The organism is Psychroserpens burtonensis DSM 12212 (assembly GCF_000425305.1).
In the GTDB taxonomy this organism is placed as follows: Bacteria; Bacteroidota; Bacteroidia; order Flavobacteriales; family Flavobacteriaceae; genus Psychroserpens; species Psychroserpens burtonensis.
Genome location: NZ_AUDE01000023.1, coordinates 43,671 through 70,367 on the forward strand (window position 1 = coordinate 43,671; position 26,697 = coordinate 70,367).

Sequence of the window (26,697 nt, forward strand, 5' to 3'; positions counted from 1 at the left end):
AGTGTTATTTAAGAACAACCAACGCTTTGTCTATTTCATTAGTCAACTCATTTATCCTAGTGATCATATTTATATAAAAATCGATGGTTACTTGTCTAAAGAATATACTTTCGTTTAAAATAATTTTAAAGGCATCATCTTGTTTTGCTTCGTCAAACTTGTGTAATACAATAGCTTTTTTTTTAAATTCTGGATTATAATAATCCTTGCTGTCTGGATTAGAAAGGATCATCTCTGGTGCATTGGGATCCAATTTACAATATTTTAGAAAATAAGGTAGTTTTACATTATACGTCTCATAAGCAGGTAAATCATTTTCGATTTTCTTAATAGCTGTGCTAAAAAAATCGTAAAATCTTGAAATATCATTTCGTAAAGAATTATTAGTTAAAATACCAATGTCGTTATTTTGAAGATTTGCAAATGTAGATTCATGTAGCACAATTATTAAAGGTGTTGTGAGTGCAGCATTGTAATCTATGACTGTTGCTGGATAATCTAAGTCGCTTGTCAAAAAGTTTAATAATTTTTTTTCCTCATTGATAAACGTAGAATGATACTTAATATTAAAATTAATATCTAGTGTATCTAATGTGAGGTCTTTTTTTAGGTTTTCTAAAAGAACGATTTCTAAAGTTCTAGCTTTGCGTTCTTCTTTCCAATTATTTACTTGTAACGCAATCAAAATTCCAATAACCACAAGGATAATTTCTCCAATGGCGTAGAGTAAATATTTTGAAGTTGTATTTTCTTTAATCATGGATTTACGTATATTTCTAAAGACTTTAATCATCTTAAAATTGAAAATAAATGAACTGTTCGCTATGGCCTTGAGAAATAGAAATTAGAAAAATCATTATAGCCCAAGTTACGCCTAATATTAGTGGTGATATTTTATGAGACATTTCTTTTAACGATGATTTTCTCATTATCCAATGACAGATAAACAACAGGCTAATAAGTACAAGAACCTTAATGATATCAAACGATTGTAGGATTTTATCACCATCTGGATTCATGAAAAACATGGAGCTAATCATGTTTTTTGCAGTTGAAAACTCCCGAGCTCTAAAAAATACCCATGTAAAGTTGACTAAGATATAAGTAAGTAGCGCAAATAGTACTCCATTAAAAGCATTAATTTTTATATGAATGCGTTGTTTTAAAACACGCTCAGCCACTAGGTATAATCCATGTAAAGCACCCCAAATGACAAAAGTCCATGCTGCGCCATGCCACAAACCACCCAATAACATGGTAATCATTAAAGCGACATATAATCTTGTAATGCCATGCTTATTTCCTCCTAATGGAATATATAAGTAATCCCGTAGCCATGTGGATAATGAAATATGCCAACGTTTCCATAAATCGGAAAAACCAATAGAAGCATAAGGATATTTAAAATTGTCTGGTAAAATGATGCCTAGCATCAATGCAATACCAATAGCACAGGTAGAATAGCCTGCAAAATCAAAGAATATTTGTCCAGAAAATGCTAACGTACCTGTCCATGCATCTAAACCATGCAGGATGCTTTTTGAACCAAAAATTTTATCTGCAGTTCCCGAAAGTAATGTGTCTGCTAAAACAACTTTTTGAAAAAGGCCTATAGTCAATAGGAAGAAGCCCCAAATAAACTGTTGTGTAGTTGCTTTTTTCTCTTCGTAAAATTGGGTAATTAAATCTTGAGCACGCACAATTGGACCAGCAACTAATTGAGGAAAAAAAGTGACATACAATGCAAAGTCTAAAAACGTTCGAGCGGGTTGAATCTTTTTTTTATAGAGATCAATAGTGTAAGACATGGTTTGGAACGTGTAGAATGAAATACCCATTGGTAAAATAATATCCATTGGTAAGGCTTCATAATCAAGACCGATTGAACTCATTACTAAGGTAAAATTCTCCAACAGAAAATTTCCGTATTTAAAAAATGCTAAAAACCCTAAATTTACGACCATACTCAATAGCAACCATAATTTCCGTTTACCTTGACGTTCTTCGACTGCTAGTTTTTTTCCGGCTGTGTAATCAACAATGGTTGAAATCCAGAGCAGAATGACCAACGGTGGATTCCAAAGGCCATAAAAAATATAACTTGCCAATAATAGAATGCGTTTTCTATTATTCCAACTAAAAATATTGGCATAATACAGTACTAAAACAATAACTAAGAATACGATAAAGCTCAATGAATTGAATAACATAATTAGTTGGTTTTAGAATTAGTAAACGCATCATCTTTTGTTAAAATCGAGACTAAGGTTTTTGTGAAATAGATAGCATCTTCATACGAAAGGTGAGACTCTTCTGGGCATTTAAGATCTTTAAGTGTATCATAATCTTCAAAGTGATAACTTTTTACGCGTGCTTGTTTTACTAAGTCATCCCAAAACTCGGTTCTTGGTAATACTTCATGTTCTCCAACGCGTGTGGCTCCACTTGAGGGTAATCGCACTAATATGACATTTCCGTTTCTTGCTTTGAAGGTATTGAGGTCTTTTAGAAAAAAGGCCATTGTAGAAGCCTTGTCAGGTGGTGGTACTCCGTTTCCGAAGAATTCCCAAACTTTTATAATGGTATTTGCAAAAGCGGTGTCAGTTGCGGTGCGAGAGGTCATGGCCATATTCCGGTTGGTATCGACATCTCCAAAATAGTAAAATGGTGGTGCAATGGGAGCGCCCGTTCTGTTACCGATTTTTACTTGACGTAATAATGATTTCAAATCGATATCATCATCCCATTCTTCTTCATCTGCAGATACAAAAGCAAAGCTTTTTTGTAACGGAACAGATAATTCGTAATTAATACGCTGTGCATAGGTTCTGTCTTGATAATGATTAACTTTAGACTGCGACCTTTTCCATGGAAAAGCCTCTGGAAATGTTGTAGAAAAAAATAGTCCAGGTGTAACGCCTATGATTATGGAACCATTATAAGTTGTGTTATTGACGATATCATGAAATGTAGGTAAAGGCGAAGACCCTGTGGATGCGAGTTGAATAAGCTTTTTTCCTGTGAGTTGTTCAAATGGTTTTAGTTGAATATCAAAAAAAGCACGTGAAGATCCTAAAACGATAATATCCTCTTTTGTTGCAGTTTCTACATTTGCACGATGTTTTGCCCATAAAGCTTTTTCGTCATTTAGTGTTGGGTAATAACCTTGTAGTCTCCAGTAAATTTCCCATGAACTCAATAGCACGAGGCTTAATGCTATTGTAATGACTAAAGATTTTTTTAAATTCATGATGGTTGGTGTTTAGTTAGTGCTTAGGAGCTTCACTTCGGTAACTGTCAAAAAGCGTCTTCGTATGCATTTGATCAAATTGTTTGGTGTCTTCATAGTGTCGAAAGAGCCATAGTTAAAAGATAAGAGCAGTTAAAAATTTTAATACCTTCAATTAGATATGTTTTTAGTGGTTTCTAATTTTTAGTATAAAATATTATCAAATACTCGTTCTAAGTAGCGCTCTTTTGGTGAGAAATTTTTGTCGGAGAGAAATACTTCAAGAATTTCTTGCTTTAACTTATTGAGTTCTGTTGGTGTATATTCATGATGATTAATAGCATCTTCTATTTTTTCAAAACAATCATCTTCCTCGTCACAACAAAACTCATTGTATAATTTGTCAAAGGTTTCTGGATCGGTTTTAGATTTAATTAAATTAATTTCTGCTTCAGATTGTTCTTGGTCTATTTTAGCACTGAGTAAAAGAATATAAATTTTCAACTCTGATTTTGACCATTTTGCTAATTTGTTTTTCATAATTTAATTTAATGAGTTGTATTCTTTTAATGTAAATTATATTGATTTTTTTAAAAAGCCAATGCTAGGGAGAAAGGAATTCTCTTAGTCAAAAACTTCTATAAAAGTATGTTGTTTAACTTATGTCAAGTTAATCGACAGTGGGCTTATTGTCAACCACATATTCATGTGGTATTAAAAAGACTATTTGTGATGTTATGCTTTACTAATTTTGTGAGTAATTTGATTATGAAAGGTTTTATTCAAGAGGAAAGTTGAGTCTTTTGTTAATACGCGTTGCTTTTTTATAATAGCAGAAGAATCATCAAAAAAAAACATAGGATTTTCATTTGTGACTACTATTCTAATTTTTTGTCTTGTATCGAATTCTTCGTATTCTCCTTATAAAAGTTTTACAAATAATGAATATTAACTGATTTGGGCTTTATTTAAATTATTTTAAATCAAGAAGAGGCTCTTTAAATAGTCGAAATTCTTGCTTATTTACTTTTGTAGCTAGTGTTCTTTATATGTAAAGTAATTAAAGGAAAACCAGTGCCGGTCCAAGGCCATAGATGTTTACTTGTTCTATTTGGAGTACTAGGTTTTAACGGTTATTTCTAAAGCATTCTAGGATTTATTTAGAGTTCATTATCAATTAATACAATAAGTTGTTCGCAATAAGTTTTCATTTGTTCTAATTGCTTGTTGATAACGCTGAATTCGTATATAGCCATAACAAAGCCATTTTTCTGTTTGGTATCTTTTAACATGGCTTCAAATTGCTCTTTAATTAAATCTCTATTTTCGCCAGCTTCACCGTTACTCACGTAGTACATGTAATTTTGAACAATTGAATTCATATCCATCGTATTAAATGAGAGCTCGTACAACTACGTTTCTGGATCATACCTAAAATGTGCTTCTTCATCTTTCATGATTTTATAAAGCGATTCCATATTAAGTAAAGTGTTTTTGATGGAGTCGTTTGAAAGTAAAGCTAGGTTGCCAGAATTCATTAATTCTTGAAAAGTGTTATTAATTGGAATCCAGAGGTCTTTAAATCTTCATAAAAAGCCCTATTCACCTTTATGACTTTCATTCCATATACAGGGCCAAATAACGAATCAAGTTTAGGACTGTACTCGTAATTTGGGTTTTCCATAAGTTTCTCCAACTGTTTGATAGACTTTTGGATATGGACTAAATTTTTAAGTTCAGCTTTCATCTTATTTCTATCTACTGTTAAACCTTCTTTCGATTGAAGCAGGATTTTGATTTCTTGAATGTCATCTTTTTGATTGCTATTCCAATTATTGATTTGTACAGCAATTAAAATACCAACGACTACCAGTACAATTTCGCCGATTGCTTAGATGAAATATTTGGATGTTCGATTTTCTTTAATCATATTTTGGCGGATTTTTCGAAAGAATTTTATCATTGGTTATTTTGAGTCTATTTCGTTATCAATCAATTTTAGCATAGCATCCAATTCCGTTTTCAATTCTTCGTAGTAATTTTGATTAAGATATCTAGCGGTTAAAATAAAATCCGTCAGTTCATTTTCTAATTTTTGAGATTGCAGTAAATGAAGATTTCCAAGTTTAAATTTGCTTTCTTTTATATCGAAGGTGTCTCCTTGGGCATCTGTAATCATTTTTTTCGCATTGCCATCAGCATTCATAATTGCTATTATATCTCTTCTGACAACAGCATGTTCATCTTCTTGAAACCTAATTTTAGATAGTAGCCCTTTACTTGACGATAAAGCAAATTTTAATTTAGCATTACTAAAAATAGAAAGTTTTCCCGAACTAATTATTTCGTCCAATACCGCTTGATTTGGATGGTATATTACCTCCCAATTTGTCATTTCCATAGCTAAAGTGGAAAATTCCTTTTCGGTAATTGCGGGAATATCGGGACCCATGAGATCAGAAATTTTTAAAGCATAATCGGCATTACTTTTATTGACAGCTATCACCTGTTCTAGTTTTTGGTGACTGTATTTAAACTCTTCTTTTAAAGCAACGAGATACTGTTGCTCAATACGACTTTGTTTAGAATCCTCATTCCAATTGTTAATTTGAAGGGCAATCAAAATACCAATAACCACAAGGAAGATTTCGCCAATGGCGTAGAGTAGGTATTTACTAGCTTTATTTTCTTTAATCATATTTTGACGAATTTTTCGGAAGAATTTAATCATCAGTTAGTAGTTGTTAAATCATATTCCTTTTGAATGTCAACAATGAGACTTTTGGCGTTTCCTTTTGCCCAAGACATATAAAACATATAGGTTTTTAAATCTATGGTACATTGGGCAATCTCATTGTAATAGTCTGTTAATGTCAAAACTTGCGGTTGTAATAATTGTAAATGTTCCATTTTTTGAATCGCGCCAAAATCGTAATCAACTGAAAACGTATCAGAATTCATAGCATCGTAAGATTGAATATACCCATCAAACGCTTTAAAACTGATAATTTTTTTTCTGATGGTTTGCAAATTTTCAAAAGCTCTTTTAGGATTAAACTCTGGCACTGTAAATGCTATTCTTTCGTAATAATCGGAAAGCTCTTGTACTAGTGCTCTATTAGCAATACCTTTTACTGAACCAGAATTTATGAGTTCGTCATAAGCTGATTTATTTAAAACTGCCTTACTATAATCTGTAGCATATTTAAACGAATAGTAATATATATTCGCTGTCTCATCTTTTCCGTCTATAGTATTACTTATGGACGCTCTTAAAGAATCTAGACCTTGAACAATAAAGGTATTAGTTTTAATGTTGTTTTCACATCTAAGGATATCATAATTTAAATTTTCAATAATTTCTTTCATAGATGCCAATTGATGTGCTTTTGTCTTTCTGTTTTCATTCCAATTATTGATGTTCAAGGCAATCAAAATCCCAATGACCACGAGGATGATTTCTCCAATGGCGTATTTGAAGTATTTGGTTGTTTTTCCTTCGGAAATGTAACGTTGTCTAATATGTCTAAAGAATTTTATCATGGTTATGGTGTATTCAATTCATTTTCTATCACACGGATTAATTTCGCATTTTGCTTTATTAATAGCTCTAAAACATCAATGTTGTTTACAATTTTTAGAGAGGCTTCAAAGAGTATTTGCTGGAATTCCGTGTCTTTTGAAAGTGCTATGAGTTCTGCGCTATCAATAAAATCGTAAGATAAGTCCTGTACGGTTGTATTTTTATATTTATTTTCAAACCAATTGGTAAGCTTGTACATTTTTTTAGTTCCTAAAAAAATGCGCATTTTATTTTTTATAACGTCCTCTAGATCAGAGTAGATATCGTCCATATCTTTCATTTTCCTGAAATAGATTAATATTTCTTTTCTAATGCTTTCATTGGTGATTTTTGTCGCTAAAAAGGGATCATTTTCTTTTGTTATTGGATTGTAATAAGGCAAAAATCTAATAATGCTAGGGTTCTCTATGACAATTGTGCTATCATTTTTTACACCTATTTTATATAACTGTTCCTGTAAAAAATCGACGTCTTTAAGTTCTTTAAGGTTTTTACCATAGGAAACGGAATCTGATTTGATGTCCAATAATAGATTGCTATAAACATCCCGAAGATTACGATTTTGTTTTCGTTGTTCATTCCAATTATTAATTTGAAGCGCAATCAAAATACCAATAACTACGAGGATGATTTCGCCAATGGCGTATTTGAAGTACTTGGTGGTTTTGCCTGTTTTCATAAGGTTGTATCTTATTTTTCTAAAGAACTTTATCATTTGCTAGTCTAGTTTTATCAATCTCTAAGTACTAATTCTTTATCAATGGCTACCAAAAGCGTATCGCCTGCTGTTAAAATGCGCCTAAATACTTCACGTCTATAGACATTATTTAAAGCTTGTGTAGAATTTAAATAATTATCTAAAGATAGGTAGGTTGCCGATTTTGGATTGTTTATCCAAGTGGTATCTATGGTTTTTAAATCTAGTCGTGGATTTTTAATCTGCCTTATCAAAAGTTTGTAGGGATGCATAGCTGGGTCTAACTCATATAATTCGGATAGTGCTGTGTTTACACTTCTAATATATTCTATATGTGCTTCTACCAGTAAATAGTATTTATTAATCCTTTTTTTTAGTTCTTTATTCTTCATAGCATACATACTGCCAGAATTAATCATTTCAGTATAGGTATTCTGGTTGATAAATAATTCATTCCAAAAAGTACTATTTAAGCGAGTTACCGAATCTATGTCTTTAACGGTCTTGGCTTTGTAGAATAAGTCTAAACCAAGTTCTAAATCTTTTTCATACGTTGCAAATAGAGAGTCCTGATTCTGTAAATTTGAAATATCCGCTTGTAAATCATTTTTTATATTTACCAGTAAGGCGACTTCTTTTTTTGATGCGTTTTGTGTTTCTTTCCAAGTGTTAAGCTGCAACGCAATTAAAATCCCAATAACTACAAGGATAATTTCGCCAATGGCATAGAGTAAATATTTTGAAGCTTTATTCTCTGTAATCATTTTTTGTCTAATTTTTCTAAAAATCTTAATCATAGGTAGATAATTTTGCTTCTATATGTTGTAAAATTTTTGTTTGTATGTCATAAAGTGTCGTAGCTCGTTTTACAATAAAAAATGTATTAAGACTTCTTGAATGAATATAATTTTCGAAGATGGGACTTGTTAAAATGTTTTGCTCATCCGTATCAAAAGCACTTTTAGTAGGTTGAATTAGGGCGTTTTTAAAATTTTTAGATTGATAATTTTCAATGATAAATGAAGCTTGTTGCGTTTGGTTATCATAGATTAGTTTTGTGCTTAACTTATAATAGTCATAATTTAATTGCCAGTCGGCTATATAATTTTTGAGTTCATCATCTACAAGTACTAATTTTTCTGACGCTAATGTGGCTATGGAAGCATTAAATTCTGGTACGTATATCGTTGAAAACATAAGCGAATCGAGTTTATGCTTCTCAACTTCTATTGGATTAGGGCTTATTAAACTTGATAATTCAGCCGTACTCGCCTTGACAAATTTATGCTGTTCTAACTTTAGTTGTAATTCGGTTTGGTTTCTCGAAAATTCATCTTTCATTTGTAAGAGCACCTTGTAGGCCTCTTTTTCTAATTTATTATTTTCGTTCCAGTTATTAATTTGTAGGGCTATTAAAATCCCTATAACTACTAGGATGATTTCGCCAATGGCGTAGAGTAGGTATTTTGAAGTTCTGTTTTCCTTAATCATATTTTGTCTAATTTTTCGGAAGAATTGTATCATTATATTTTTCTTTCTAATTCGGAATCAATTAATTTAACGAGTTCTTTGCAAACTAAAATTTGTCTTGCCATTAATTCACGTCTTGACGTATTACTAAATCCTTGAATATAATTTGCGCTTTTATAAAATGCCAAATAGGTTGGTGCGTTTACGTTATGAACCCACGTTGTATCGATATCTTTTATATGTATAGGTTTCGTTTTAAGTCTATCCCTGAGAAGTCCATACCGAAACAAATCGGGAAGGTTTGCTATGTTTATTACTGAATTATTGATTTGAATAAATGCTAAAGAATAATTGTTTGCTTCGGCATAAAACCGCGTAATTTTTGTTTTGAGTGTTTTATTTTTAAGATTATAAAACTTTCCTGTATTGAGCATTTCGTCATAGGTGCTTGATGTTAGTGGAAACACCTTCAATTGGGTAACAATCAGTGTGTCAATTTGTATAAAATCTTCAACGTTTGGGTTGTCATTAAATAGTTTTAAACCATAGGCAGTTTTTTTCTCGAAAGTTGCATAAAGTGAATCTAGACTTTTAAAATCTACAATGTTGGTTTGGATTTCTTCTTTTAAGTTTTCTAGGTCATCGCGTTCCTGAACAATTTTGATTCGGTTTTGATTCCAATTATTAATTGCCAAAGCAATCAAAATACCAATGACTACTAAAATGATTTCGCCAATGGCATATTTGAAGTACCTGCCTGCCGGCAAGGCAGGTTTGCCTGTTTTTCCTGTTTCCATGAGGTTATATCTTATTTTTCTGAAGAATTTTATCATAGCTTTTTAAAAATAATTTTACTATTGCTCTCAATAATCGTATCATTTTCTCTTGCAAAATATGTAAAGAAATTTCTGCCTCGAGTAACCATTTGATTTTTAGAAAATGGAATCACTTCAACAGCGACACTATCGCCTTCAATTTTTAAAAAAAGGTTTTCGTTTTCCTTGTAGATTTTAAATTTGTTAGGTAAGGTTGTACTCTTAATTAAGGAATCATTTACTGTATTTGCGATGGCTTCATAGCTACCTATAAATGGTTGTAACTGGTCGTTTGTATATGTAAAACTGGGATTTACGTCAGCTTTATTTAATAATGTGGCAATTTCAGTATAGTAATTAATAGCGTTTGAGCGGTATGCGAGTGCTACGCCAAGGTGATTTCTAATTGCCAGCGAATTAAAAAAGTAAACTTTATTTTTATAACCGTAGTCTTCTAACATGTAGTTGTAATAATTTTCATCTCCAACTGCTGTATCGTCTGAGAACCAGGAATAGTTATCTGAATAGAATTTTATGTTGGTCTTGACGGCATCCAATAATTCTTTATCAAAGTCATCAAGACTTGCTTTAAGTTTTGAATCTAAGGTGTTTAATTTCTTTATTATGGGCTTATAGATTATAGGCGTGTTTTCCCTATTTGCAATTAAAAGCTGATAGGCATCATTAGTTAATTGAAATTGGGTGAATAGCGTAGTCATATTAATAAATTCTGGGTGCATTGGGTCTGCATAAGTTTCTTTAGTTACGCGGTTTTGTTTGACAGCCCAAAAGACACTGTCCTTTTTATGGAAAAAGTCTATTTCATTTTCAATAGTCGCAATGTTGACATTGAGCTCATTTAAGACCTCTTCTAATAGGATGTCAATTTTTGCTTGTGAATTATGGATTTCATTAAGATTATTTAAATACAAAGCAATTAAAATACCAATGACCACAAGGATAATTTCGCCGATAGCATATTTAAAATACTTTCCAGTTTTGTTTTCCATTAGCAAGTTTTGTCTAATTATTCTAAAAAATTTTATCATCTTAATGAATTGAGATTGTTACCATCATCTATTTTGAATCTATTTTCTCGTAAATCGCAAAAACGTTGATACCACGAGAGATATAAAGCTGGTCTTTTTTTTGTCTATCAAACACAAAAAAAGCATTATATGAATCTATGAAAAAAGTATTTTTATCATAGTATAATAAATTTATCTGAAAATTGCTTTCACTTGGTTCGAATTCCAATTGACCGTCTTTTAAGGTAATATTTACTGTTTCGTCCCATATGTCTGTATTTATAGTTTCCTTTAATTTGTAAGTACCAACGTAATTCTTTGAAAAAGTGGTGTCCTTATATGTATAACTCACACTATCTGGAATGTCATCTGTACTGCCAATAACCTCTTGAATTTTGAGATATAGGTCGATAGTTTTTACTCTATACTGATTACTTAATGCAAAAATATTTATCCTGTAACTCATGTAATTGCCCACAAGATTTTTATAGTTTTTATCATTAAGGTAATAGTCGATTTGTGCATCATTTTTTATGCCTTTTAACTCATCTTGATACCAATCAAAATTACTTTCATCATCTATATTTTTGTAAACCGTACTTCTAATTTTATCGTTGGCAACGTCGATATTTGTTTTTAGAGTAACATACAAATCTTTAATTTCAGGAAGTAAGTCTGCATATTTTTCTGGCACATTATCTATGTTTCCTTTGAGGTTATCAAAACCATTGGTCACAATTTTAAAGTCGCGATAGTTATAGCCTATTCTGTAAAATCCGGATTTTTTAATATCTTCTGCGGTGTATTTATTGTTTAGAAAAGCCTTTGAAATAGAATCTGTTCTTACGTGATAATCAAAAATCCTATTAGAGGCTTTTAAATCGGTTACAATATCATTTTGTATTTCTTTTAAAATGCTTGTAATTTTTGCGTCGTTGTTTTTTTGCTGATTCCAATTGTTGATGCTCAACGCAATCAAAATCCCAATCACCACTAGGATGATTTCGCCAATGGCATAGAGTAGATATTTGGAAGTTCTGTTTTCTTTAATCATACTTTGGCGAATTTTTCTAAAAATTTTTATCATAAATAGAATACGTTATAGTTTACGTTTTTAGTATTTTCAATACTTTACCGTAAGTTAATTGTCGCCAAATCCATTCCACAGGTCCAAATTTGAAATGCTTTAACCACAGTTTACTTAGTACTATTTGAAGTAGAAAAACACCAATGGCAATAGCCATAATAATTGAGAATCCAAATTTACCAGCATACCCTAATCCAATTCCGTAGAAAAATGAGACTCCAAAAAAGGTTTGAAATAAATAATTAGATAACGCCATTTTTCCAACAGGCGCAAATGCATTTAATAGCTTTGGTTTTTTTCTGTACAGCAATGCTAATCCTGAGGCAATTGCTATAGCTAATGGTACAGTTCCAAGGGCGTAAGAAACCGTTTTAATGAAATCCCAAAGCGGTTCTTGGCTTCCGAAAAACACAACATAAGTTCTAAAGGTGCTTATTGGAAGTCCGATAACAAACCCCCAGATTGTCACTTTTTTCAGAAATTTGGTGTCGTTTAATACATCTTCTTTTAATAGTTTCCGTCCTGCCCAAAGCCCTAGTAAAAAGATACCCAGTACTTTGAAAACACGTCCTTCGTCTAAGATGGCACCAATGCGACCAAAGGTGTTACCTATATTATATTTAAAATAATCCAATAAAATTTCGTTGGATTGAAACTGCTTAAAATCAGGATATATTTTGCCATTCCACACTTCTGTAGCGAAGCCACGTTGTTCGTAATAAGCACTGGATAATTCGAAAAAAAAGTCGGCATAATTTAGTTTGGTAACATAGACAAAAAGCCAATTTGCTATCGGAAACAAAATGAGAATACTACCAAACACGATTAGTTTTCTATCAGAAAAATTCACGAAGCCAATTAAAACAAAGCCAAGCAATGCATATAAAGTGAGGATGTCTCCTAACCAAAAAAGACACAGATGAATTAATCCAATAACCAAAAGCCAAAACATGCGTCTTCTAAAAAAGGGCGCAAAGGGTTTATTACTAACATCTAATTTATAAAACTGCATGGCACAACCAATACCGAATAAAAGCGAGAAAACGGTATAGAATTTCCCATCGACTAAGGTGTGCATTATAAAATCGAAAGTTCCATCAAAGGCAAATGTTGTACCTGTAAAACGATCTTCTAACGGAAAGGAAAAATAACCTGAAAAGGTTAAAATATTTGCCATAAATATGAATAAGATAGCAATACCACGAAGCACATCTAAAAAATCGATGCGATGCTCCTTTTGTACTGGTATTATTTTGGTTGGGTTGGTTGGTGTTATCATTATAAGCTATTGTGCAGTGGTTAATTTTTAGTTTTATTCATTTCCCAATTCTTGTTTAATACTGTCTAAAATAGACTGGATCTGATTTCGCATGTCTTCTTGTCGTTTTAATCTATTAAACTCATCAAAAGATTTTAGAAACAAATTGCCAAAGTAGCTATCATTTGTAAAGAAAGATTCAGAAATAGCAAGGCTGTCAATTGATATAGGTTTATAATCAAATTTATCCCTAAAATAACTACCTGCTATTTTTAAAAAGAGATGATTTGTTTCTTTATTAAGCTCTTGTAATAAATGCATAGAATTCTCTTGATCTTCAAATCCAAGCTCATAGTCTGCCATAAACTGTGCTAATAAATTTCTTAAGTTTTCATTTTGTATGAGGTCAATTTTACCAGCACTGGTTAACGAGTTGTATGCTCCCGTCACCAGTTCTTCACGGTGCCAAGATGTACCATAACCGATAAGGTAAGTTAAGGAATCTAAATGCGTATCATAATAGTGGAATTCCGTTTTGTCCTGTCTTTCATGAATATTTATTAAGGTTTTACTGTAGCGCATTACTTTAGACTGCGACTTTATGGTGCCCTCAATTCTGTCTTTAGATACCATAAAATCTGCTTGCAACGCTTTTAGGATTTTAATTTCTTCATTTTTTGCTTTTCGGTTTTCATTCCAAGTATTGATTTGAAGAGCTATCAAAATTCCAATGACCACGAGGATAATTTCGCCTATGGCATATTTAAGGTATTTACCTGTTCTGTTTTCCATAATTTGTTTTTGACGAATATGTCTAAAAAATTTAATCATTTTCGGGTGCTAATTTAATGTAATTCACTTCACTATTTGTTTGTAGAATAGTATCTTTTTCCTTTACGGATAAGGTGAAGAAATCTGCTGGATTTACCACTATCTGGTGTTTTGAAAACGGTATCACTTCCTGTTTTGTACTATCGCCAATTGCACTAAAATATAGGCGATTATTTACTTGAAAAATTTTAAATTGTTTATATCTTTTCAATTCTTCGAAGAATGAATCCTTTCTTATCTCTGTTATTAATTTATAGCTTCCAACAAAGGGTTTTGAACGTTCTTTAGAGATAGAAAAACCGTTTTCTAAGTTCTGTTTATTTAAGAATTTTTGGATGGTCATATAGCAACCAATAGCCTTAGAACGGTATCGCATCGCATTAGCAAAATGATTATCTACTACTAAATTGTGCGTAAAAGCAACCTGGTTTCGATAGCGAAAGTCCGTTAACATATAATTGAATTCACCATCATAGCCCGCTTTTGTGTTATCCGAAAACCAAGGGAAGTTATTGGCTTTGTAGGTAATATTATATTTTGCGCTCAGAAAAACTTCATTTTCAAAACGTTCCAAGTTTTTTTTCACGGTGGTGTTTAAAAATTTTAAGTCGGCAAGTATTGGTTTATATTTTAGAGGTAAATCTGCGCTATTGGTTATTAATAGGCTGTAGGCATCGTTAGCCAATTCAAATGCCTTTGATTTTGTAGTCATAGACCAAAATGTAGAACGTGTTTTAGGATTTAAAAAGGTTTCTTTAGTTACCTTATTAAATTGTGTAACCCAATAAACCGTATCCTTACGATGGTAGTAGGCTATTTCATCGTCTATTTTTTTAATATTTACCGTAAGTTCGTTTAAAACATCTTCTAAAATAATATCTGTCTTTGCTTGTGTTGCAAGCTGTTCATTTAGATTGTTTAAATATAAAGCAATCAAAATCCCAATCACCACGAGGATGATTTCGCCAATGGCATATTTGAAGTATTTACCTGTTTTTCCTGTTTCCATGAGGTTATATCTTATTTTTCTAAAGAATTTTATCATCGGTTTTCAATTTTTCGCAGTTCTACAAGTAAGGCAGAGTTTTCTTTTAGTAGATCTTCTAAACCAGCTTTCCTTTCATAGCCTATTCGCTTACTAACCGTAAGTTTATTGAATTTAGCAATCAACTCTTTGGCGTTTACATCTTGCCATAACATATCTTGTAAAGGACCATTTATGGTATTATTTCTATTTTTAATTGGAAAGCTCTCCTGATAGTTTTGTATGGCTTCAACATACGATTTAAAATTATCTTCACTTATGGTTTCAAAGTACTCATGTTTTCTATAAAGGTCATAGATGGCTTGAGTAAGATCGCTATCAAATAGATTGATCTCGCCAGAAAGCACCATTGTTTTGTACGCATTTTCATTTTTAAAATTAATTGTCACAGTAAGAGGATTAAACTCATACCGTGCAATTTTTAAAAGGGTGTCTACCGTTGCTTCTCTACTCGATAAGCGCTCTTGAAGATTAAACAGTTCATCCTCTTGTGTCTGTATCTTTTGCATTCTATCTTTAATATAAACGCTGTCTTTTTTAAGATTTTGAATTAAGGTCATACTGTTTTTGTGAACGATCTTTTTGTTAGCGTTATCCGTATTCCAATTATTTAAGGAAAGTGCTATCATTATCCCAATGACCACAAGAACTATTTCGCCTATGGCGTAAAGAAGATATGTACTGAACTTATTTTCAGTCAATAATTGTTGTCTAATTTTTCTGAAGAATTTTATCATATATGTTTTCCACAAAAGTGAATCTGTTTTTAAATCGTGATGTTGTTTTAGTTCAATCTGAATTGCACTCTTTTTTTAGTTGATTGAAGGTGGTCTCCATTGCTTTTAAAATATTATTAAAATGTTGTTTTTCCCTTTCGCTCATCGTTACAAAAAAGACCAAATCATTCTGAAACTGCTTATAATATGAAGATTCACTATCAAATTGCCAATTATAAACAGGTAGTGTTTCTAATATTTCAGTCCCTAATGAATTATTAACATAGTCAAAATTTTGCATACCAAATAACAAAACATCATCATAGGAAAAAGCTTTTTCCAGACTTTTCGAGCGATTGATTTCTAGCTGATACAGTAATTTATCTAATTCTACATAGTATCGAATTAAGTTATTTTTTAAAGCATCGTTTGTCAATAAGTTTAATTTGCCAGATGAGGTGATTTCTGTAAAGGTTACTTTACTAGGCACAAATTCATTGGTTCTTAAGGCTTGTAAATAGGTATTTAATAAGTATGATTTGTCTTTGTCTTTTTTGTTTAAATCCAACAAAAGTCGTTTACTGGTTTCTATTTTATATTCCGATTCTTTATAGAGTTCTTCAATATTTTGACGGTCTAACTCAAAGTCTGCAAGAAACTTACAATAGTATTCAGATTCAGTTACTCTGTTTTTTCGGTTTTCGTTCCAATTATTAATCTGTAAAGCAATCAATATCCCAATAACCACAAGTACTATTTCGCCAATGGCGTATTTGAAGTATTTTGTAGTTTTACCTTCGTTGAGAAGGTTTTGGCGGATGTTTCTGAAGAGTTTTATCATAGGTCTTTTATATAAAAGTCAAGTTGTTGTAGAAGACGTTTTGAGCCTTCAAGTGAATACTCTAATTCTACTTGAGTTTCTGTAAATAGAATTCTCTTAAAGTTACTAATACCTTGGAAGGTGGCAGCAAGATGGCTACTGTTAATATGTTCCCAAACCAAAGAATCGATTAAGTGTCCCTGATCATGAATAGGCGTGGAACCAAAAGTATAGGTGTTGACATAAGACGTAATCTTCTCTCTATAATCGTTAGTGGTTTTTTCAACCCTATTTTTTTGAAAGAATTTTTGATTGTAGAAATTTTTGATCCTTGTCTTTAAAGAATCTGATACGTTTTCTACTAGTCCTGTTTGGATGAGACTGTAATAGGCGTTTGTATTGTAAATAATTTGTTCGCTCCAATTTGGATTAAATTCATAGCGCATAACGTGTATCAAAGTGTCTAAGGTTGCCTCAGGTTTTGCTACTTTGGTTCTTAAGGATTCATTTAATTGGTGTTGCTCTTTAATAAATGGTAATCGTTCTTTTATTAAAACAGTGTCTTGGGCAAGATCATTATATAAGGCTACAAGCGCATTTTTAATTTGTATTTCTTTTTGTTTGTGCTCTTTCCAATTATTAATCTGCAAAGCAATTAATATCCCAATCACCACAAGTACTATTTCGCCAATGGCGTATTTGAAGTACTTTGTGTTTTTGCCTTCGCTGAGTAATTGTTTTCGAATATTTCTAAATAACTTTATCATTCTGATTCTTTTAAAATTTCATCTATTTCGTCCTGAAATTCGGTTAGACCTTTTATTAAAGCTTTAAGCATTCTGGTATACTCTTCAATTCGATTGTAAATAAATATAACCCGATTGCGATAGGTGTGGTTTGTCAAAAAATAGTTGTGTAATTCTTTGCTACCTAAATCTTGCGTGATGGTATTTTCCATCCATTCTGCATACCATTTATAATTATCTCTCACGTATTTTTGATGATCAATGAATTCTGCTGAAATACTATTTTCAAGCGGAAGCATTTTAGTATCCATCCACTCATATATGTCATTGAGATAAAAGGTTAACGTATCGTTTACTTGCAATTCTCTTAATTGGGAGACCCCTTTTTTGTTTAATATCATAGCTGGACCATCAAATAGTAATCTTGAAAGTCCTTTATCCAGTAAGTCAGGTGTTATCGAGTCGTTTACTACTTTTTCAAAAACAGGTTTTTTTTCCATGTAGAAGTCCACACTCCTTTGCAAATCTCCTATATCGTTTTTAATATCATTATTAATAAGCGCATAGACGTTTATAAGTTTAATGGCGTCTTTTCGTTCTTCATTCCAATTATTAATTTGTAGCGCAATCAAAATTCCAATAACCACCAGAATAATCTCACCAATGGCGTATTTGAAGTATTTTGTAGTTTTGCCTTCGTTGAGAAGGTTTTTTCGGATATTTCTAAATAGTTTTATCATTTGGATTAGTAGTTTGTGCTTCAGTTATTTTTTGTTCTTATTTCAGATTCTAAAAGTTGAAGTATTTCCGTGTTCAATTTGATGCAAGTCTTATATTTATTTGCTGAAATGTCACATAAAATGATTTGATTTTCAACTCTATTTTCAAATTCAGGTAATTTTAGTAAGTGGTTATTATTAATCTCGAAACCGGATTCTGGCAACGTAATATTTAAACTGGAGTTGTAATTGCGTGCTTGGTCAGCATTAAGAAAACTACCGTTTTTTATTATAAAATCAATTGTATCGACATTGTTTTTTTGTGTAGAATTTTCGCTCTCTTTCAAATCAATTAATTCGGAAAGCCAAGATGATAAAAGATTACGCAAAACATTATTTTTTATTAAACCAAGGTTTCCAGAATTTATTAAATCATTAAGAAAACCGTTTTTAGCAACATAAGTTGTTGCTGAAACAGCGTCATTTAAGTAGGTATCCAAAACAAACGCTTCCGTATATCTTTTACCAGTGTGGTTGAGTATTTGTACACAAGATTTAATGTTAAGCGTATTAAAACTATCTGTACGAATTAAAGTTAACAGATTATAGTTAAAATCCTCTTTTAAGTTTTTTAAGGCTTCTAGTTCCAATTTATTTTGTTTAGAATTTTCATTCCAATTATTAATGGATAAGGCAATCAAAATCCCAATGACCACAAGCACAATCTCGCCTATTGCGTATTTGAAATACTTGGTAGTTTTTCCCTCTGCGAGTAATTGTTTTCTAACATTTTTAAATAACTTTATCATAGTTTAAAATTTTTTACTAGTTAAGTCCGCAAGCGGCTATCTCCACCAAATGTCCACTGGACATTTAATTTTGCAAAAGCAAAATTGTGTTTCGATAACTAAAGAGTTTAATCATGCTGTAATTCGGTTTTGATGAACTCCTTTAATTTTTTAGTCTCGATAATAACGTGCTTCATTTTTCCCATATTTTGCTTTTGACCTCCAACTACTAAATCCATTCCTATTTGGTAATCGTTATATTCTTTTGAGTTTTTATTAGTATAAAACGGATAATTATTTAAGTTGAAATTGAGGGAGTCTCTATTATAATCCATCATCAGTTTCCCAAAGCCATCTTCAAATTTTATAAATCCATCTTTTACGTCCTTAGAATTTTGGACATTATAAAACGATTCGCGTTCCCCACGTTTATAGTACGCTGTTATGGCTTCCACTAAAGTGTCTGAACCCAATGAATATAATTTACCCGTATTGCTTAATTCAGAATAGGTATTATCATTTAAATTTAAAAGCGAACCTCCTGCAGAAAATGGCGCTGATGTTATGTAGTCTAAATGTGATTCGTTCAATCCCAAATAAGTCAGTTTTATAATGGAGTCACTTACCTCTACAGCTTCTTCCAGTGATGGATAGCTAGAATCATTTAAAGAATCATAAACGATGCGACCTAATCGCTTCTCATTAGCATCAAGGTCTTTTAGCATTTTATTTAAAAACACATTATTGCTTTTCTTTAATTGTCGCTGGCTATTCCAATCATTGATGGACAATGCCAAAAGAATACCAATAACGACAAGGACAATCTCACCAATGGCGTATTTGAAATATTTGGTGGTTTTGCCTTCTGAGAGCAGGTTTTTACGGATGTTTCGGAAGAGTTTAATCATTTCTTAGTTATTTTTATGGTCTTCTACTTCTGATGTAATGATATCTATAATGCTTTCAGTTTTTATTTTTACTCCGTCTGATTGGTCATTTGTATAGGCTGTATAGCTGATAAATTGCATGAGATAATCTTCAAAATCAGGATTATTTAGTAAGGGTTTGTAATCTGACTGTAATACTGTATTCTTCAAAGTATTATAATTGCCAAGACTTCCCATCGTGAATTTAGCTCTGAGTTTTTTATCTTCTAACATAATCATCTGCATCCTGCCAATCTGATAATTCTTAATCAAAAAAGGTATTAACCAATTTTCGGTTAAATTTAAAATGATTTGCTCTTCTTCCTTAAGTTCACTTAAAGAACTAGAATATGAGGAAATTTCATTTCTCAATGTGATGTCATCTAATAGATAAAGCTTTCCTGAGTTAATTAACTCATTGGTAACGCTTAGTTCTGGGTCAAAAGTGGGTCTTATTGATATTCTAAAAAGATGTGCATCTAGGCTATCAGCCACGATTTGGTTATTAGTTTCTGTTCTATAACCTAAAAGACTATAGCACGAATTGAGCATTTCATTTCTAATATCAATTTTTTGGTTTATCTGTTCGAGATTACTCGTATACTCTTTTAATAATTGCGCTAATATTTGCTTTTCTTGCTCTTTGTTTTGAGTTGTAATGTTCCAATTATTAATTTGTAGTGCAATTAAAATTCCAATAACCACTAGGATAATTTCGCCTATTGCATAAAGAAGATATTTAGAAGTTCTGTTATCTTTAATCATATTTTGTCTAATTCTCCGGAAGAATTTAATCATTTTCAGGAATTTTTTTAAAAATCGGTTTTTGAGCTTCCATTAAAAAATAAAACTCAGATGTATCGGTAGTGAATTCTAGGTCCGCTCCGTTTAAATTTAATGTTAGTGAATCCCTTATTCTTAATTTATCAGAAAAGTTATATTTAGACGCATATCCTAAAAATTCTTTATTTTGAAAATAGATACGTATCGTATCTACCGTATTGGTGTAGCTCCCTATAAATGGTTCAGCCATTTTTGGCGTAACATCTTGGTACATAGTTTTTAAAACAGCGCTACCATCGTTTGGAAAACCAAGTGCTACCATTTGATTGTAGAGGGTAATTGCATCATATTTTTTATCCACTAGTTCTGGTGCTAAGTCATCCAGTGTCCAGCTAAATCGACCCAACCTGTTTTTGTAATCTTTACTAGTGAGTAAAAATTCGAAATAAGCATCAAAATCTTTACGATATAGGGATTCAGAAAACCCTGAAATAATTTCGAAGGACTGATTTTGTAGCACTCTTAAATTATCATACGAATTTTCAAACCTTGAATGATTGTATAGGTTCTTTAACTCTATAACTAACGATTTATAATTATCTGGTAAATTATCGGCATTTTGTATGAGTTTATTATAAGCTTCATTCTGCGTTACTATGTTTGGGCCAGATAGCATAATCCGACGTAAACTTCTACTGTTTTGATAATCCTCTAGAGTTAAGGTGTCAGCAAATACCCGTCTTACATCTCGTAATTTTTCAAAATAATACGTGCCTTTTTCATCAAACTCTATACTATTATTCAGTATTTCTTTTTGCACTTCTAGCAACTGGTTATAAGCTTCTTTTTCATTGGCTTTGTTAGTGTTCCAATTATTAATTTGTAGTGCAATCAAAATCCCAATAACCACGAGGAAAATCTCACCTATGGCGTATTTAAAATACTTGATTTTATTTCCTGATTCCATAAGGTCTTTTCTTATATGTCTGAATAATTTTAGCATCACTTCGCTTTTAGTTCAGAATCTATTAATGCTAATATGACTGTAATATTTTTCCGTAAAGATTCACTTTGGGTTTTTGCAAAAAGCGAACTGGAAACCACGCTAGACAATATATCTGCTAATTTGGGATTGGCAAGGAATGCCTCCAAATCGACCGGTTCTTTGGAACTCCTAAAAATATTAGGTGTTGTACTTGTTTTATCCATCAACAAAGTCTGGACCACGTCAAGGCGGTTCCATTTGGCGGCGTTTATGTTTCTTACTGGATAATTTTGATATAAAAACGGTATATAATTATTTCTTAATATAAAAATCCAAGCAGTTTCTTCTTCTGTGACTTGCACCAAATCACTCGGCCATTTTGAGAGTTTGCTGCGAAGTTCTAGGTTTCGAATAAGATACAGTCTTCCTCCACTTATAAGGTCGTTGGTAATTGGGTCAAAGGTTGGTGCTACCGTTGTTCTTGCCAAATAAACAACAACCGAATCAGGGATTATTATGGATGGGTCGTCGTGATACGTTAAGAGCATAGTGCCTGCATTGACCATGGCAGCTCGCATAGAAATCTTTTCATCTAATTGTGCAAGATTTGCACTAAATTCTTCACGAATCTGTCGCAACGTTTGCAGTTCTTCTTTATGTTGCACAGTAGCATCTTTCCAATTATTTAAAGACAACGCAATTAAAATCCCAATAACCACGAGGATGATTTCTCCTATGGCATAGAGCACATACTTTTTTGTTTTTCCTTCGGAAATGTAACCTTGCCTAAAATGTCTAAAAAATTTAATCATAGTTATGTTTCGTATTTCGATTCTGCTCACTGTAACTTACAGTGGGAATCTTAATTATGTTAATGAGATTGCAGTAGTCTAAGTAACTCCTCTGATTTTTCAGTGGCTTGCGTCTGTCTTTCATCACAATAGTATTGCAAATCGTTTTTCATATTAATTAAACCTAAAAGTTGCTTCTTACTATAACTGCCTAATTCAATATCTTTAATTTTAATTAATGGGTCTTGAGACGTGTATGATTCAAATGAAAATCCGCAGGCTACGAAAAAGTCAACTATTTTTGAATTCCATAATTCATCTAAAAAGTATTCCGCTTTTTTCATTCTAAGATAGGCTTGTTTTAGATCTCTTAAATCCTTAATCAATGCTTTCTTTTCAATTAAAACGTTTGAATTAGATTCAATAATGGCGTCTAAAACAGGGGAATCAATGGTATAACTGTAATAATTAAATGTACCACTCATTTCTTCGTTAGTAATTAAAATGGTGTCCTCAGCTAATTTTGCTTTCACATCTTTTGAGGCATTCTTGTATGCCTTATTTTTACTATTGATTATGGATAAAAGTTGAATATTTGCACTTAATTCTTTTTCTAAAGACTTTAATAATTCTACTTCATTAGTCTTGGCTTTTTGATGTTCATTCCAATTGTTTATGGAAAGCGCAATCAAAATACCAATGACCACGAGGATGATTTCGCCAATGGCGTATTTGAAGTACTTTGATGTTTTACCTGTTGCCATAAGGTTATATCTTATTTTACGGAAGAATTTTATCATTGGTCGATAGTTTGTTAGATGTTAAAAAAGCACTCAATCCTTTATCAGCCTTTTTTATTGTTTTCTAATACAGCTTTAAGTGCTTTGGTTTCTTTTGCTATGCTTTTATAGATCCGCCCTTGTTTTTCATATAATCTTAAATAATAGGCAAGCCTATTATTACGTAATCTCATTTGTGGTGCATCTATATTGTATTCCCAGTTTTTAACTGTGCTGTGCTCTTTTTTACTATAGTCATAGTCATAGTCATATAAAATATCAATTTCTTTTTTAAAATCTAAACTCACTTTATCAACTGCCTCTAGACTTTTAAACTCTGCAACAGCAAGTCCATCCGTATAATTTTTATATTTTAATATGGCATTTCTCTTTTGAGTTGAGAATAATTTAAGATTACCTGTGGTAACTAAATCTTGAATAGAGTATGTAGATGTGCTAAAGAAACCTAAGAAAGTACGGGTACTGTCTGCCTTAGTCTTTAGAATAGTCATGTCAAGGCTGTCCTTGTTGTAGTACACAACATAGTCCTCAATAGTTGCGATACGAATTTTAATAAGACTATCCCTTTCCTTCAGTTGCAATAAGTCCGTCTTTAATTCTGAAATAATATTGAGCTCATAGGATTTATATAAATTATTTGATTTTCTGAGTTCGTTTTGGTTATTCACTTGCAATGCCAGTAAAATACCTATCATTACTAATGCAATTTCGCCTACTGCATAAAGCAAATATTTACTGAACTTACCTGCCCGTCTGGCAGGCGGGTTTTCAGTCAATAAGCGTTGTCTAATTTTTCGGAAGAATTTTATCATAATTTATGCCTGACTTTTTAATTTATTACCTCTCCTTTCTATTTATATCAGATAAAAAATTGGACGTTATATGTTTTATGGCGTATGTAACTCCATATAATCAAACACCAAATTACTCATGGCATTGACTCCAGTCTTAAATGCATTATCATCCATCAGAAACTGCGGTGTATGATGGTCTCCAACAGTCTTTGGATCTTTACCTTTGGTCATTGCACCAACGAAAAATTAAAGTCCTGGTACTTTTTGAGCAAAATATGAAAAGTCCTCTGCTCCTGTAATAGCAGGAATCAAAATCACATGGTCCTTTCCTTCCGATTTTTCTAAAGTGGGTAGCATCAACTCCGTTAAGGTTTCATCATTGAAGGTTACTGTAAAACGCATAGAGTAAGGCAGTTCTAATGTGGCCGTCGCTCCAGCGGCTTTTGCAGTATAGTCTACAATCTCTCGGATTCTTTTAAGCACCAAAGCTTCATCCTCATTGGTAAATGTTCTAATCGTACCCAACATTTCTACTTGTTCTGGTATGATGTTGCTGCGATTTCCTCCATTGATGGCGCCTATAGTTACAACAGCTGCGTTATCAGTCAATACAACATTGCGACTTACAATAGTTTGTAAACTATTAATAATTTGAGCAGAAACGACGATTGGGTCAACACCAGACCAAGGCGCAGAACCATGTGCTGGCTTTCCTTTAACGGTAATTTTCATATCATTAACGCTTGCCATAATACCTGCTGGTCTATAGGCTATTGTACCAACTTCGTAAAAAGCATCTAGATGTAGACCAAAAATCACATCAACCTTTGGATTTTCTAAGACACCTTCTTTTACCATTAATTCCGCTCCCCCTTCTTCACCTTTTGGCGGTCCTTCTTCGGCGGGTTGAAAGATAAATTTTACCGTACCTTTTAAGTCAGCCTTCATTCCCGAAAGCAGCTCCGCTACCCCCATTAAAATGGCGACGTGCCCATCATGTCCACAAGCATGCATTACAGAAGTTTCAACACCATTATAAATGGTTTTCACTTTCGATGCAAATGGTAAATCGTTCTTCTCTTCAACAGGCAAGGCGTCCATATCTGCTCTAAGTGCGACAACAGGGCCAGGTTGATCTCCTTTGAGAATACCAACAATACCTGTCACACCCACTTTTGTCTGGACGTCTATGCCAAGTGATTCTAAGTGTTTGGCGATGAGTGCCGCCGTACGAAATTCACGATTCCCCAATTCTGGATTTTGGTGGATATCGTGTCTCCAGGCGATAACTTTCTGCTCAATCTTATCTGCTGCTTTACTGACGGCTGCGCTGTGGTCTTTGGTTTGTGCGAAAGTTATACTCGTAAATAGCATTAAAATGAACAGTGACAAAACTTTCAGAGTGTCTTTAAGGTTTAATTTGTCGGTTTTAGATTTCATTTTTTTAATGTATTATACATTATTTATTTTTAAGGATTTTATTCTGAACGTTTCTTTTTTAAAGCATGCTTTTTGTTATAACTCAAATTACGCCATAGCCATTCTAACGGACCAAAATTGTGATACTTAAGCCAAAGCGGACTCGCAATGAGCTGAAAAATCCAGATAGCGAATACGATGTATAACAATTGGTGACGGCTAAATTCTCCAAACAGCCCAAATCCTGCACCCGTAAAAATAAACATGGCAAAGACCGAGTGCATTACATAATTGGTCAGGGCCATTTTACCAACGGCTCCAAGGGCTTTTTTTAATACTAATAAAATAGGTAATTTGCAGAATAGCATTATCGCACCTATGTGCCCCATGGCAACGAATAAACGACCTAAGTCATAGGTGAGATAAGATTTTGAAAAACTCAAAAACGAAAAGTTGTTGTCCATTATCATTTGAACCTCATAATAATTAACACTCAAGCCGATGCCATAGCCCACTCCCATCATAATCCCATAAAAGCGATAGGATTTTACAGCAGATAATATATTCAGTTTAAAAAACGCAATACCTAAGAGCATCATGCTTAAAATATCCCAAACATCATAACGGTATAAATAATACGTTTCAATATGCATATTAATAGGTGCCAAAAAAGCAACCACCCCAAAATAATCTTTTTTCATGTTTGCATTGTATTCCTCAATAGCTTCTGGTGAACGCTCTTTCTGTAATTCTTCCCATTTTACATGAGCTGTTTTTAGATCGTCTGTAAGTTCTTTTCCATCCGTTTTAAATTGTTCCGCCATAGCGACGTTTTCCATCATTTTAACATTAGATTTATAATCGGCATAATTCCAAATAGTACCTAAAGAAAATAAAACTAGAGCAATAATAATTAACTTTTTAGGTAACATATTTCGAAAGGAATACACCAAAAAACCCATAAGTGCATAATTGAATAAGATCTCTCCTGTCCAAACTAAAAGATAACCATGTATGAGACCAAAAACTAAAAGCCAAGTTAACCTTCTAAAATAAATATCTGCAGCCTTGATGCCAGCGCCTTTCTTTTCCATACGGTCCAAAAGAATGAACATACCTGCTCCAAATAACAGTGAAAATAAGGCTCTCATCGTACCTTCAAAAAGCATGTTTGTAGTGATCCATGTGTAGAGATTCCAGCCCGCGGCACCACCTGATACTGTTGGGTCACCGTAGGCATTTGCCAATGCCATTCCATTGATGTTCATTAATAAAATTCCGAAAAGAACAATGCCACGCATGACGTCTATAGATTGAATACGGTTAAGTGCTTTTAATGGTGTTAATGATGTTTGAGTTGATAGCAT

Annotated in this window: 31 protein-coding genes and 1 pseudogene; all 32 read right to left on the minus strand. The window is 32.5% G+C overall.

The genetic code is table 11. The annotated features are described in order from the left end of the window. Positions 1 to 4: 4 nt before the first annotated feature. The 32 genes and pseudogenes from H593_RS0110950 to H593_RS0111105 all read right to left on the minus strand — a co-directional run bounded on the left by H593_RS0110950 (position 5) and on the right by H593_RS0111105 (position 26,697). The gene (locus tag H593_RS0110950; protein ID WP_028872491.1) at positions 5 to 760 is read right to left on the minus strand and encodes a DUF6090 family protein; all 756 of its coding nucleotides are present in this window, start codon (positions 758 to 760) and stop codon (positions 5 to 7) included. 34 nt (positions 761 to 794) lie between these two features. Continuing rightward, complete coding sequence (locus H593_RS0110955; RefSeq protein ID WP_028872492.1) at positions 795 to 2,210, minus strand: MBOAT family O-acyltransferase; 1,416 nt, start codon at positions 2,208 to 2,210, stop codon at positions 795 to 797. 2 nt (positions 2,211 to 2,212) lie between these two features. Further along, positions 2,213 to 3,250 (minus strand): hypothetical protein, encoded by a 1,038-nt coding sequence (locus H593_RS0110960; RefSeq protein ID WP_028872493.1) that lies wholly within the window; start codon positions 3,248 to 3,250, stop codon positions 2,213 to 2,215. Between the two features lie 183 nt (positions 3,251 to 3,433). Beyond that, positions 3,434 to 3,769, minus strand: a complete 336-nt coding sequence (locus tag H593_RS0110965) for a hypothetical protein (RefSeq protein ID WP_028872494.1) — start codon at positions 3,767 to 3,769, stop codon at positions 3,434 to 3,436. Between the two features lie 620 nt (positions 3,770 to 4,389). After that, on the minus strand, positions 4,390 to 4,611 hold the full coding sequence (locus tag H593_RS0110975; RefSeq protein WP_147231273.1) for a hypothetical protein: 222 nt from the start codon (positions 4,609 to 4,611) through the stop codon (positions 4,390 to 4,392). 155 nt (positions 4,612 to 4,766) lie between these two features. Further along, complete coding sequence (locus tag H593_RS0110985) at positions 4,767 to 4,976, minus strand: hypothetical protein (protein WP_028872496.1); 210 nt, start codon at positions 4,974 to 4,976, stop codon at positions 4,767 to 4,769. Between the two features lie 57 nt (positions 4,977 to 5,033). Next, positions 5,034 to 5,117, minus strand: a pseudogene (locus tag H593_RS21615) (DUF6090 family protein); the annotation flags it as partial. A 78-nt stretch (positions 5,118 to 5,195) separates the two neighbouring features. Then, positions 5,196 to 5,927 carry a DUF6090 family protein gene (locus H593_RS20025; protein ID WP_169338362.1) on the minus strand — a complete coding sequence of 244 codons (732 nt, stop codon included), beginning with the start codon at positions 5,925 to 5,927 and terminating at the stop codon, positions 5,196 to 5,198. Positions 5,928 to 5,959: 32 nt separating this feature from the next. Further along, positions 5,960 to 6,772 (minus strand): DUF6090 family protein, encoded by an 813-nt coding sequence (locus H593_RS20030; RefSeq protein WP_028872498.1) that lies wholly within the window; start codon positions 6,770 to 6,772, stop codon positions 5,960 to 5,962. Between the two features lie 2 nt (positions 6,773 to 6,774). After that, entirely contained in the window at positions 6,775 to 7,491 is a 717-nt protein-coding gene (locus H593_RS20035) for a DUF6090 family protein (protein ID WP_028872499.1), read from the minus strand. Between the two features lie 53 nt (positions 7,492 to 7,544). Further along, positions 7,545 to 8,306: a DUF6090 family protein gene (locus H593_RS20040; RefSeq protein WP_028872500.1), complete on the minus strand. Its 762-nt coding sequence runs from the start codon at positions 8,304 to 8,306 to the stop codon at positions 7,545 to 7,547. Further along, positions 8,299 to 9,033: a DUF6090 family protein gene (locus tag H593_RS20045; protein ID WP_028872501.1), complete on the minus strand. Its 735-nt coding sequence runs from the start codon at positions 9,031 to 9,033 to the stop codon at positions 8,299 to 8,301. Before H593_RS20045 ends, H593_RS20040 begins: the two co-directional genes overlap by 8 nt. Next, entirely contained in the window at positions 9,033 to 9,776 is a 744-nt protein-coding gene (locus H593_RS0111015) for a DUF6090 family protein (protein ID WP_169338363.1), read from the minus strand. Before H593_RS0111015 ends, H593_RS20045 begins: the two co-directional genes overlap by 1 nt. Before the next feature lie 32 nt (positions 9,777 to 9,808). Then, on the minus strand, positions 9,809 to 10,804 hold the full coding sequence (locus H593_RS20050; protein WP_028872503.1) for a hypothetical protein: 996 nt from the start codon (positions 10,802 to 10,804) through the stop codon (positions 9,809 to 9,811). 67 nt (positions 10,805 to 10,871) lie between these two features. Then, positions 10,872 to 11,876 (minus strand): DUF6090 family protein, encoded by a 1,005-nt coding sequence (locus H593_RS0111025; protein ID WP_028872504.1) that lies wholly within the window; start codon positions 11,874 to 11,876, stop codon positions 10,872 to 10,874. A 52-nt stretch (positions 11,877 to 11,928) separates the two neighbouring features. Beyond that, on the minus strand, positions 11,929 to 13,188 hold the full coding sequence (locus H593_RS0111030) for a DUF418 domain-containing protein (protein WP_028872505.1): 1,260 nt from the start codon (positions 13,186 to 13,188) through the stop codon (positions 11,929 to 11,931). A gap of 33 nt (positions 13,189 to 13,221) precedes the next feature. Further along, on the minus strand, positions 13,222 to 13,998 hold the full coding sequence (locus tag H593_RS20055) for a DUF6090 family protein (protein ID WP_051229706.1): 777 nt from the start codon (positions 13,996 to 13,998) through the stop codon (positions 13,222 to 13,224). After that, a complete protein-coding gene (locus H593_RS0111040) occupies positions 13,991 to 15,007 on the minus strand; it encodes a hypothetical protein (protein WP_037052106.1) in 1,017 nt (338 codons plus the stop codon). Before H593_RS0111040 ends, H593_RS20055 begins: the two co-directional genes overlap by 8 nt. A 32-nt stretch (positions 15,008 to 15,039) precedes the next feature. After that, the gene (locus H593_RS20060) at positions 15,040 to 15,780 is read right to left on the minus strand and encodes a DUF6090 family protein (RefSeq protein WP_051229707.1); all 741 of its coding nucleotides are present in this window, start codon (positions 15,778 to 15,780) and stop codon (positions 15,040 to 15,042) included. Positions 15,781 to 15,832: 52 nt separating this feature from the next. Continuing rightward, on the minus strand, positions 15,833 to 16,600 hold the full coding sequence (locus H593_RS20065) for a DUF6090 family protein (RefSeq protein ID WP_051229708.1): 768 nt from the start codon (positions 16,598 to 16,600) through the stop codon (positions 15,833 to 15,835). Beyond that, positions 16,597 to 17,346, minus strand: coding sequence for a DUF6090 family protein (locus H593_RS20070; RefSeq protein WP_051229709.1), 750 nt, complete (start codon positions 17,344 to 17,346; stop codon positions 16,597 to 16,599). Before H593_RS20070 ends, H593_RS20065 begins: the two co-directional genes overlap by 4 nt. Then, positions 17,343 to 18,065 carry a DUF6090 family protein gene (locus tag H593_RS21110; protein ID WP_028872507.1) on the minus strand — a complete coding sequence of 241 codons (723 nt, stop codon included), beginning with the start codon at positions 18,063 to 18,065 and terminating at the stop codon, positions 17,343 to 17,345. The genes H593_RS20070 and H593_RS21110 overlap by 4 nt, the downstream gene beginning before the upstream one ends. A gap of 20 nt (positions 18,066 to 18,085) precedes the next feature. Next, positions 18,086 to 18,853 (minus strand): DUF6090 family protein, encoded by a 768-nt coding sequence (locus H593_RS20075; protein WP_028872508.1) that lies wholly within the window; start codon positions 18,851 to 18,853, stop codon positions 18,086 to 18,088. Between the two features lie 107 nt (positions 18,854 to 18,960). Then, complete coding sequence (locus tag H593_RS20080) at positions 18,961 to 19,740, minus strand: DUF6090 family protein (protein ID WP_028872509.1); 780 nt, start codon at positions 19,738 to 19,740, stop codon at positions 18,961 to 18,963. Positions 19,741 to 19,743: 3 nt separating this feature from the next. Continuing rightward, the gene (locus H593_RS20085; protein WP_157588832.1) at positions 19,744 to 20,523 is read right to left on the minus strand and encodes a DUF6090 family protein; all 780 of its coding nucleotides are present in this window, start codon (positions 20,521 to 20,523) and stop codon (positions 19,744 to 19,746) included. Positions 20,524 to 20,548: 25 nt separating this feature from the next. After that, positions 20,549 to 21,544: a DUF6090 family protein gene (locus H593_RS0111080; protein ID WP_028872510.1), complete on the minus strand. Its 996-nt coding sequence runs from the start codon at positions 21,542 to 21,544 to the stop codon at positions 20,549 to 20,551. Continuing rightward, positions 21,544 to 22,338 carry a DUF6090 family protein gene (locus tag H593_RS20090; RefSeq protein WP_028872511.1) on the minus strand — a complete coding sequence of 265 codons (795 nt, stop codon included), beginning with the start codon at positions 22,336 to 22,338 and terminating at the stop codon, positions 21,544 to 21,546. Before H593_RS20090 ends, H593_RS0111080 begins: the two co-directional genes overlap by 1 nt. Before the next feature lie 59 nt (positions 22,339 to 22,397). Next, on the minus strand, positions 22,398 to 23,117 hold the full coding sequence (locus H593_RS20095) for a DUF6090 family protein (RefSeq protein ID WP_051229711.1): 720 nt from the start codon (positions 23,115 to 23,117) through the stop codon (positions 22,398 to 22,400). 44 nt (positions 23,118 to 23,161) lie between these two features. Next, positions 23,162 to 23,929, minus strand: coding sequence for a DUF6090 family protein (locus tag H593_RS0111095; RefSeq protein ID WP_147231263.1), 768 nt, complete (start codon positions 23,927 to 23,929; stop codon positions 23,162 to 23,164). Positions 23,930 to 24,004: 75 nt separating this feature from the next. Then, entirely contained in the window at positions 24,005 to 24,142 is a 138-nt protein-coding gene (locus tag H593_RS21270; protein WP_245585039.1) for a hypothetical protein, read from the minus strand. Positions 24,143 to 24,157: 15 nt separating this feature from the next. Next, entirely contained in the window at positions 24,158 to 25,351 is a 1,194-nt protein-coding gene (locus H593_RS19070) for an amidohydrolase (protein ID WP_342663087.1), read from the minus strand. Between the two features lie 38 nt (positions 25,352 to 25,389). Then, the gene (locus H593_RS0111105) at positions 25,390 to 26,697 is read right to left on the minus strand and encodes a DUF418 domain-containing protein (protein ID WP_028872513.1); all 1,308 of its coding nucleotides are present in this window, start codon (positions 26,695 to 26,697) and stop codon (positions 25,390 to 25,392) included.

Bases quoted from the DNA above. Each gene is read 5' to 3' on its own strand.
- H593_RS0110950 (WP_028872491.1), bottom strand. From the start codon at position 760: ATGATTAAAGAAAATACAACTTCAAAATATTTACTCTACGCCATTGGA.
- H593_RS0110955 (WP_028872492.1), bottom strand. From the start codon at position 2,210: ATGTTATTCAATTCATTGAGCTTTATCGTATTCTTAGTTATTGTTTTA.
- H593_RS0110960 (WP_028872493.1), bottom strand. From the start codon at position 3,250: ATGAATTTAAAAAAATCTTTAGTCATTACAATAGCATTAAGCCTCGTG.
- H593_RS0110965 (WP_028872494.1), bottom strand. From the start codon at position 3,769: ATGAAAAACAAATTAGCAAAATGGTCAAAATCAGAGTTGAAAATTTAT.
- H593_RS0110975 (WP_147231273.1), bottom strand. From the start codon at position 4,611: ATGAATTCAATTGTTCAAAATTACATGTACTACGTGAGTAACGGTGAA.
- H593_RS0110985 (WP_028872496.1), bottom strand. From the start codon at position 4,976: ATGAAAGCTGAACTTAAAAATTTAGTCCATATCCAAAAGTCTATCAAA.
- H593_RS20025 (WP_169338362.1), bottom strand. From the start codon at position 5,927: ATGATTAAAGAAAATAAAGCTAGTAAATACCTACTCTACGCCATTGGC.
- H593_RS20030 (WP_028872498.1), bottom strand. From the start codon at position 6,772: ATGATAAAATTCTTTAGACATATTAGACAACGTTACATTTCCGAAGGA.
- H593_RS20035 (WP_028872499.1), bottom strand. From the start codon at position 7,491: ATGAAAACAGGCAAAACCACCAAGTACTTCAAATACGCCATTGGCGAA.
- H593_RS20040 (WP_028872500.1), bottom strand. From the start codon at position 8,306: ATGATTAAGATTTTTAGAAAAATTAGACAAAAAATGATTACAGAGAAT.
- H593_RS20045 (WP_028872501.1), bottom strand. From the start codon at position 9,033: ATGATACAATTCTTCCGAAAAATTAGACAAAATATGATTAAGGAAAAC.
- H593_RS0111015 (WP_169338363.1), bottom strand. From the start codon at position 9,776: ATGGAAACAGGAAAAACAGGCAAACCTGCCTTGCCGGCAGGCAGGTAC.
- H593_RS20050 (WP_028872503.1), bottom strand. From the start codon at position 10,804: ATGGAAAACAAAACTGGAAAGTATTTTAAATATGCTATCGGCGAAATT.
- H593_RS0111025 (WP_028872504.1), bottom strand. From the start codon at position 11,876: ATGATTAAAGAAAACAGAACTTCCAAATATCTACTCTATGCCATTGGC.
- H593_RS0111030 (WP_028872505.1), bottom strand. From the start codon at position 13,188: ATGATAACACCAACCAACCCAACCAAAATAATACCAGTACAAAAGGAG.
- H593_RS20055 (WP_051229706.1), bottom strand. From the start codon at position 13,998: ATGATTAAATTTTTTAGACATATTCGTCAAAAACAAATTATGGAAAAC.
- H593_RS0111040 (WP_037052106.1), bottom strand. From the start codon at position 15,007: ATGGAAACAGGAAAAACAGGTAAATACTTCAAATATGCCATTGGCGAA.
- H593_RS20060 (WP_051229707.1), bottom strand. From the start codon at position 15,780: ATGATAAAATTCTTCAGAAAAATTAGACAACAATTATTGACTGAAAAT.
- H593_RS20065 (WP_051229708.1), bottom strand. From the start codon at position 16,600: ATGATAAAACTCTTCAGAAACATCCGCCAAAACCTTCTCAACGAAGGT.
- H593_RS20070 (WP_051229709.1), bottom strand. From the start codon at position 17,346: ATGATAAAGTTATTTAGAAATATTCGAAAACAATTACTCAGCGAAGGC.
- H593_RS21110 (WP_028872507.1), bottom strand. From the start codon at position 18,065: ATGATAAAACTATTTAGAAATATCCGAAAAAACCTTCTCAACGAAGGC.
- H593_RS20075 (WP_028872508.1), bottom strand. From the start codon at position 18,853: ATGATAAAGTTATTTAAAAATGTTAGAAAACAATTACTCGCAGAGGGA.
- H593_RS20080 (WP_028872509.1), bottom strand. From the start codon at position 19,740: ATGATTAAACTCTTCCGAAACATCCGTAAAAACCTGCTCTCAGAAGGC.
- H593_RS20085 (WP_157588832.1), bottom strand. From the start codon at position 20,523: ATGATTAAAGATAACAGAACTTCTAAATATCTTCTTTATGCAATAGGC.
- H593_RS0111080 (WP_028872510.1), bottom strand. From the start codon at position 21,544: ATGCTAAAATTATTCAGACATATAAGAAAAGACCTTATGGAATCAGGA.
- H593_RS20090 (WP_028872511.1), bottom strand. From the start codon at position 22,338: ATGATTAAATTTTTTAGACATTTTAGGCAAGGTTACATTTCCGAAGGA.
- H593_RS20095 (WP_051229711.1), bottom strand. From the start codon at position 23,117: ATGATAAAATTCTTCCGTAAAATAAGATATAACCTTATGGCAACAGGT.
- H593_RS0111095 (WP_147231263.1), bottom strand. From the start codon at position 23,929: ATGATAAAATTCTTCCGAAAAATTAGACAACGCTTATTGACTGAAAAC.
- H593_RS21270 (WP_245585039.1), bottom strand. From the start codon at position 24,142: ATGACCAAAGGTAAAGATCCAAAGACTGTTGGAGACCATCATACACCG.
- H593_RS19070 (WP_342663087.1), bottom strand. From the start codon at position 25,351: ATGAAATCTAAAACCGACAAATTAAACCTTAAAGACACTCTGAAAGTT.
- H593_RS0111105 (WP_028872513.1), bottom strand. From the start codon at position 26,697: ATGCTATCAACTCAAACATCATTAACACCATTAAAAGCACTTAACCGT.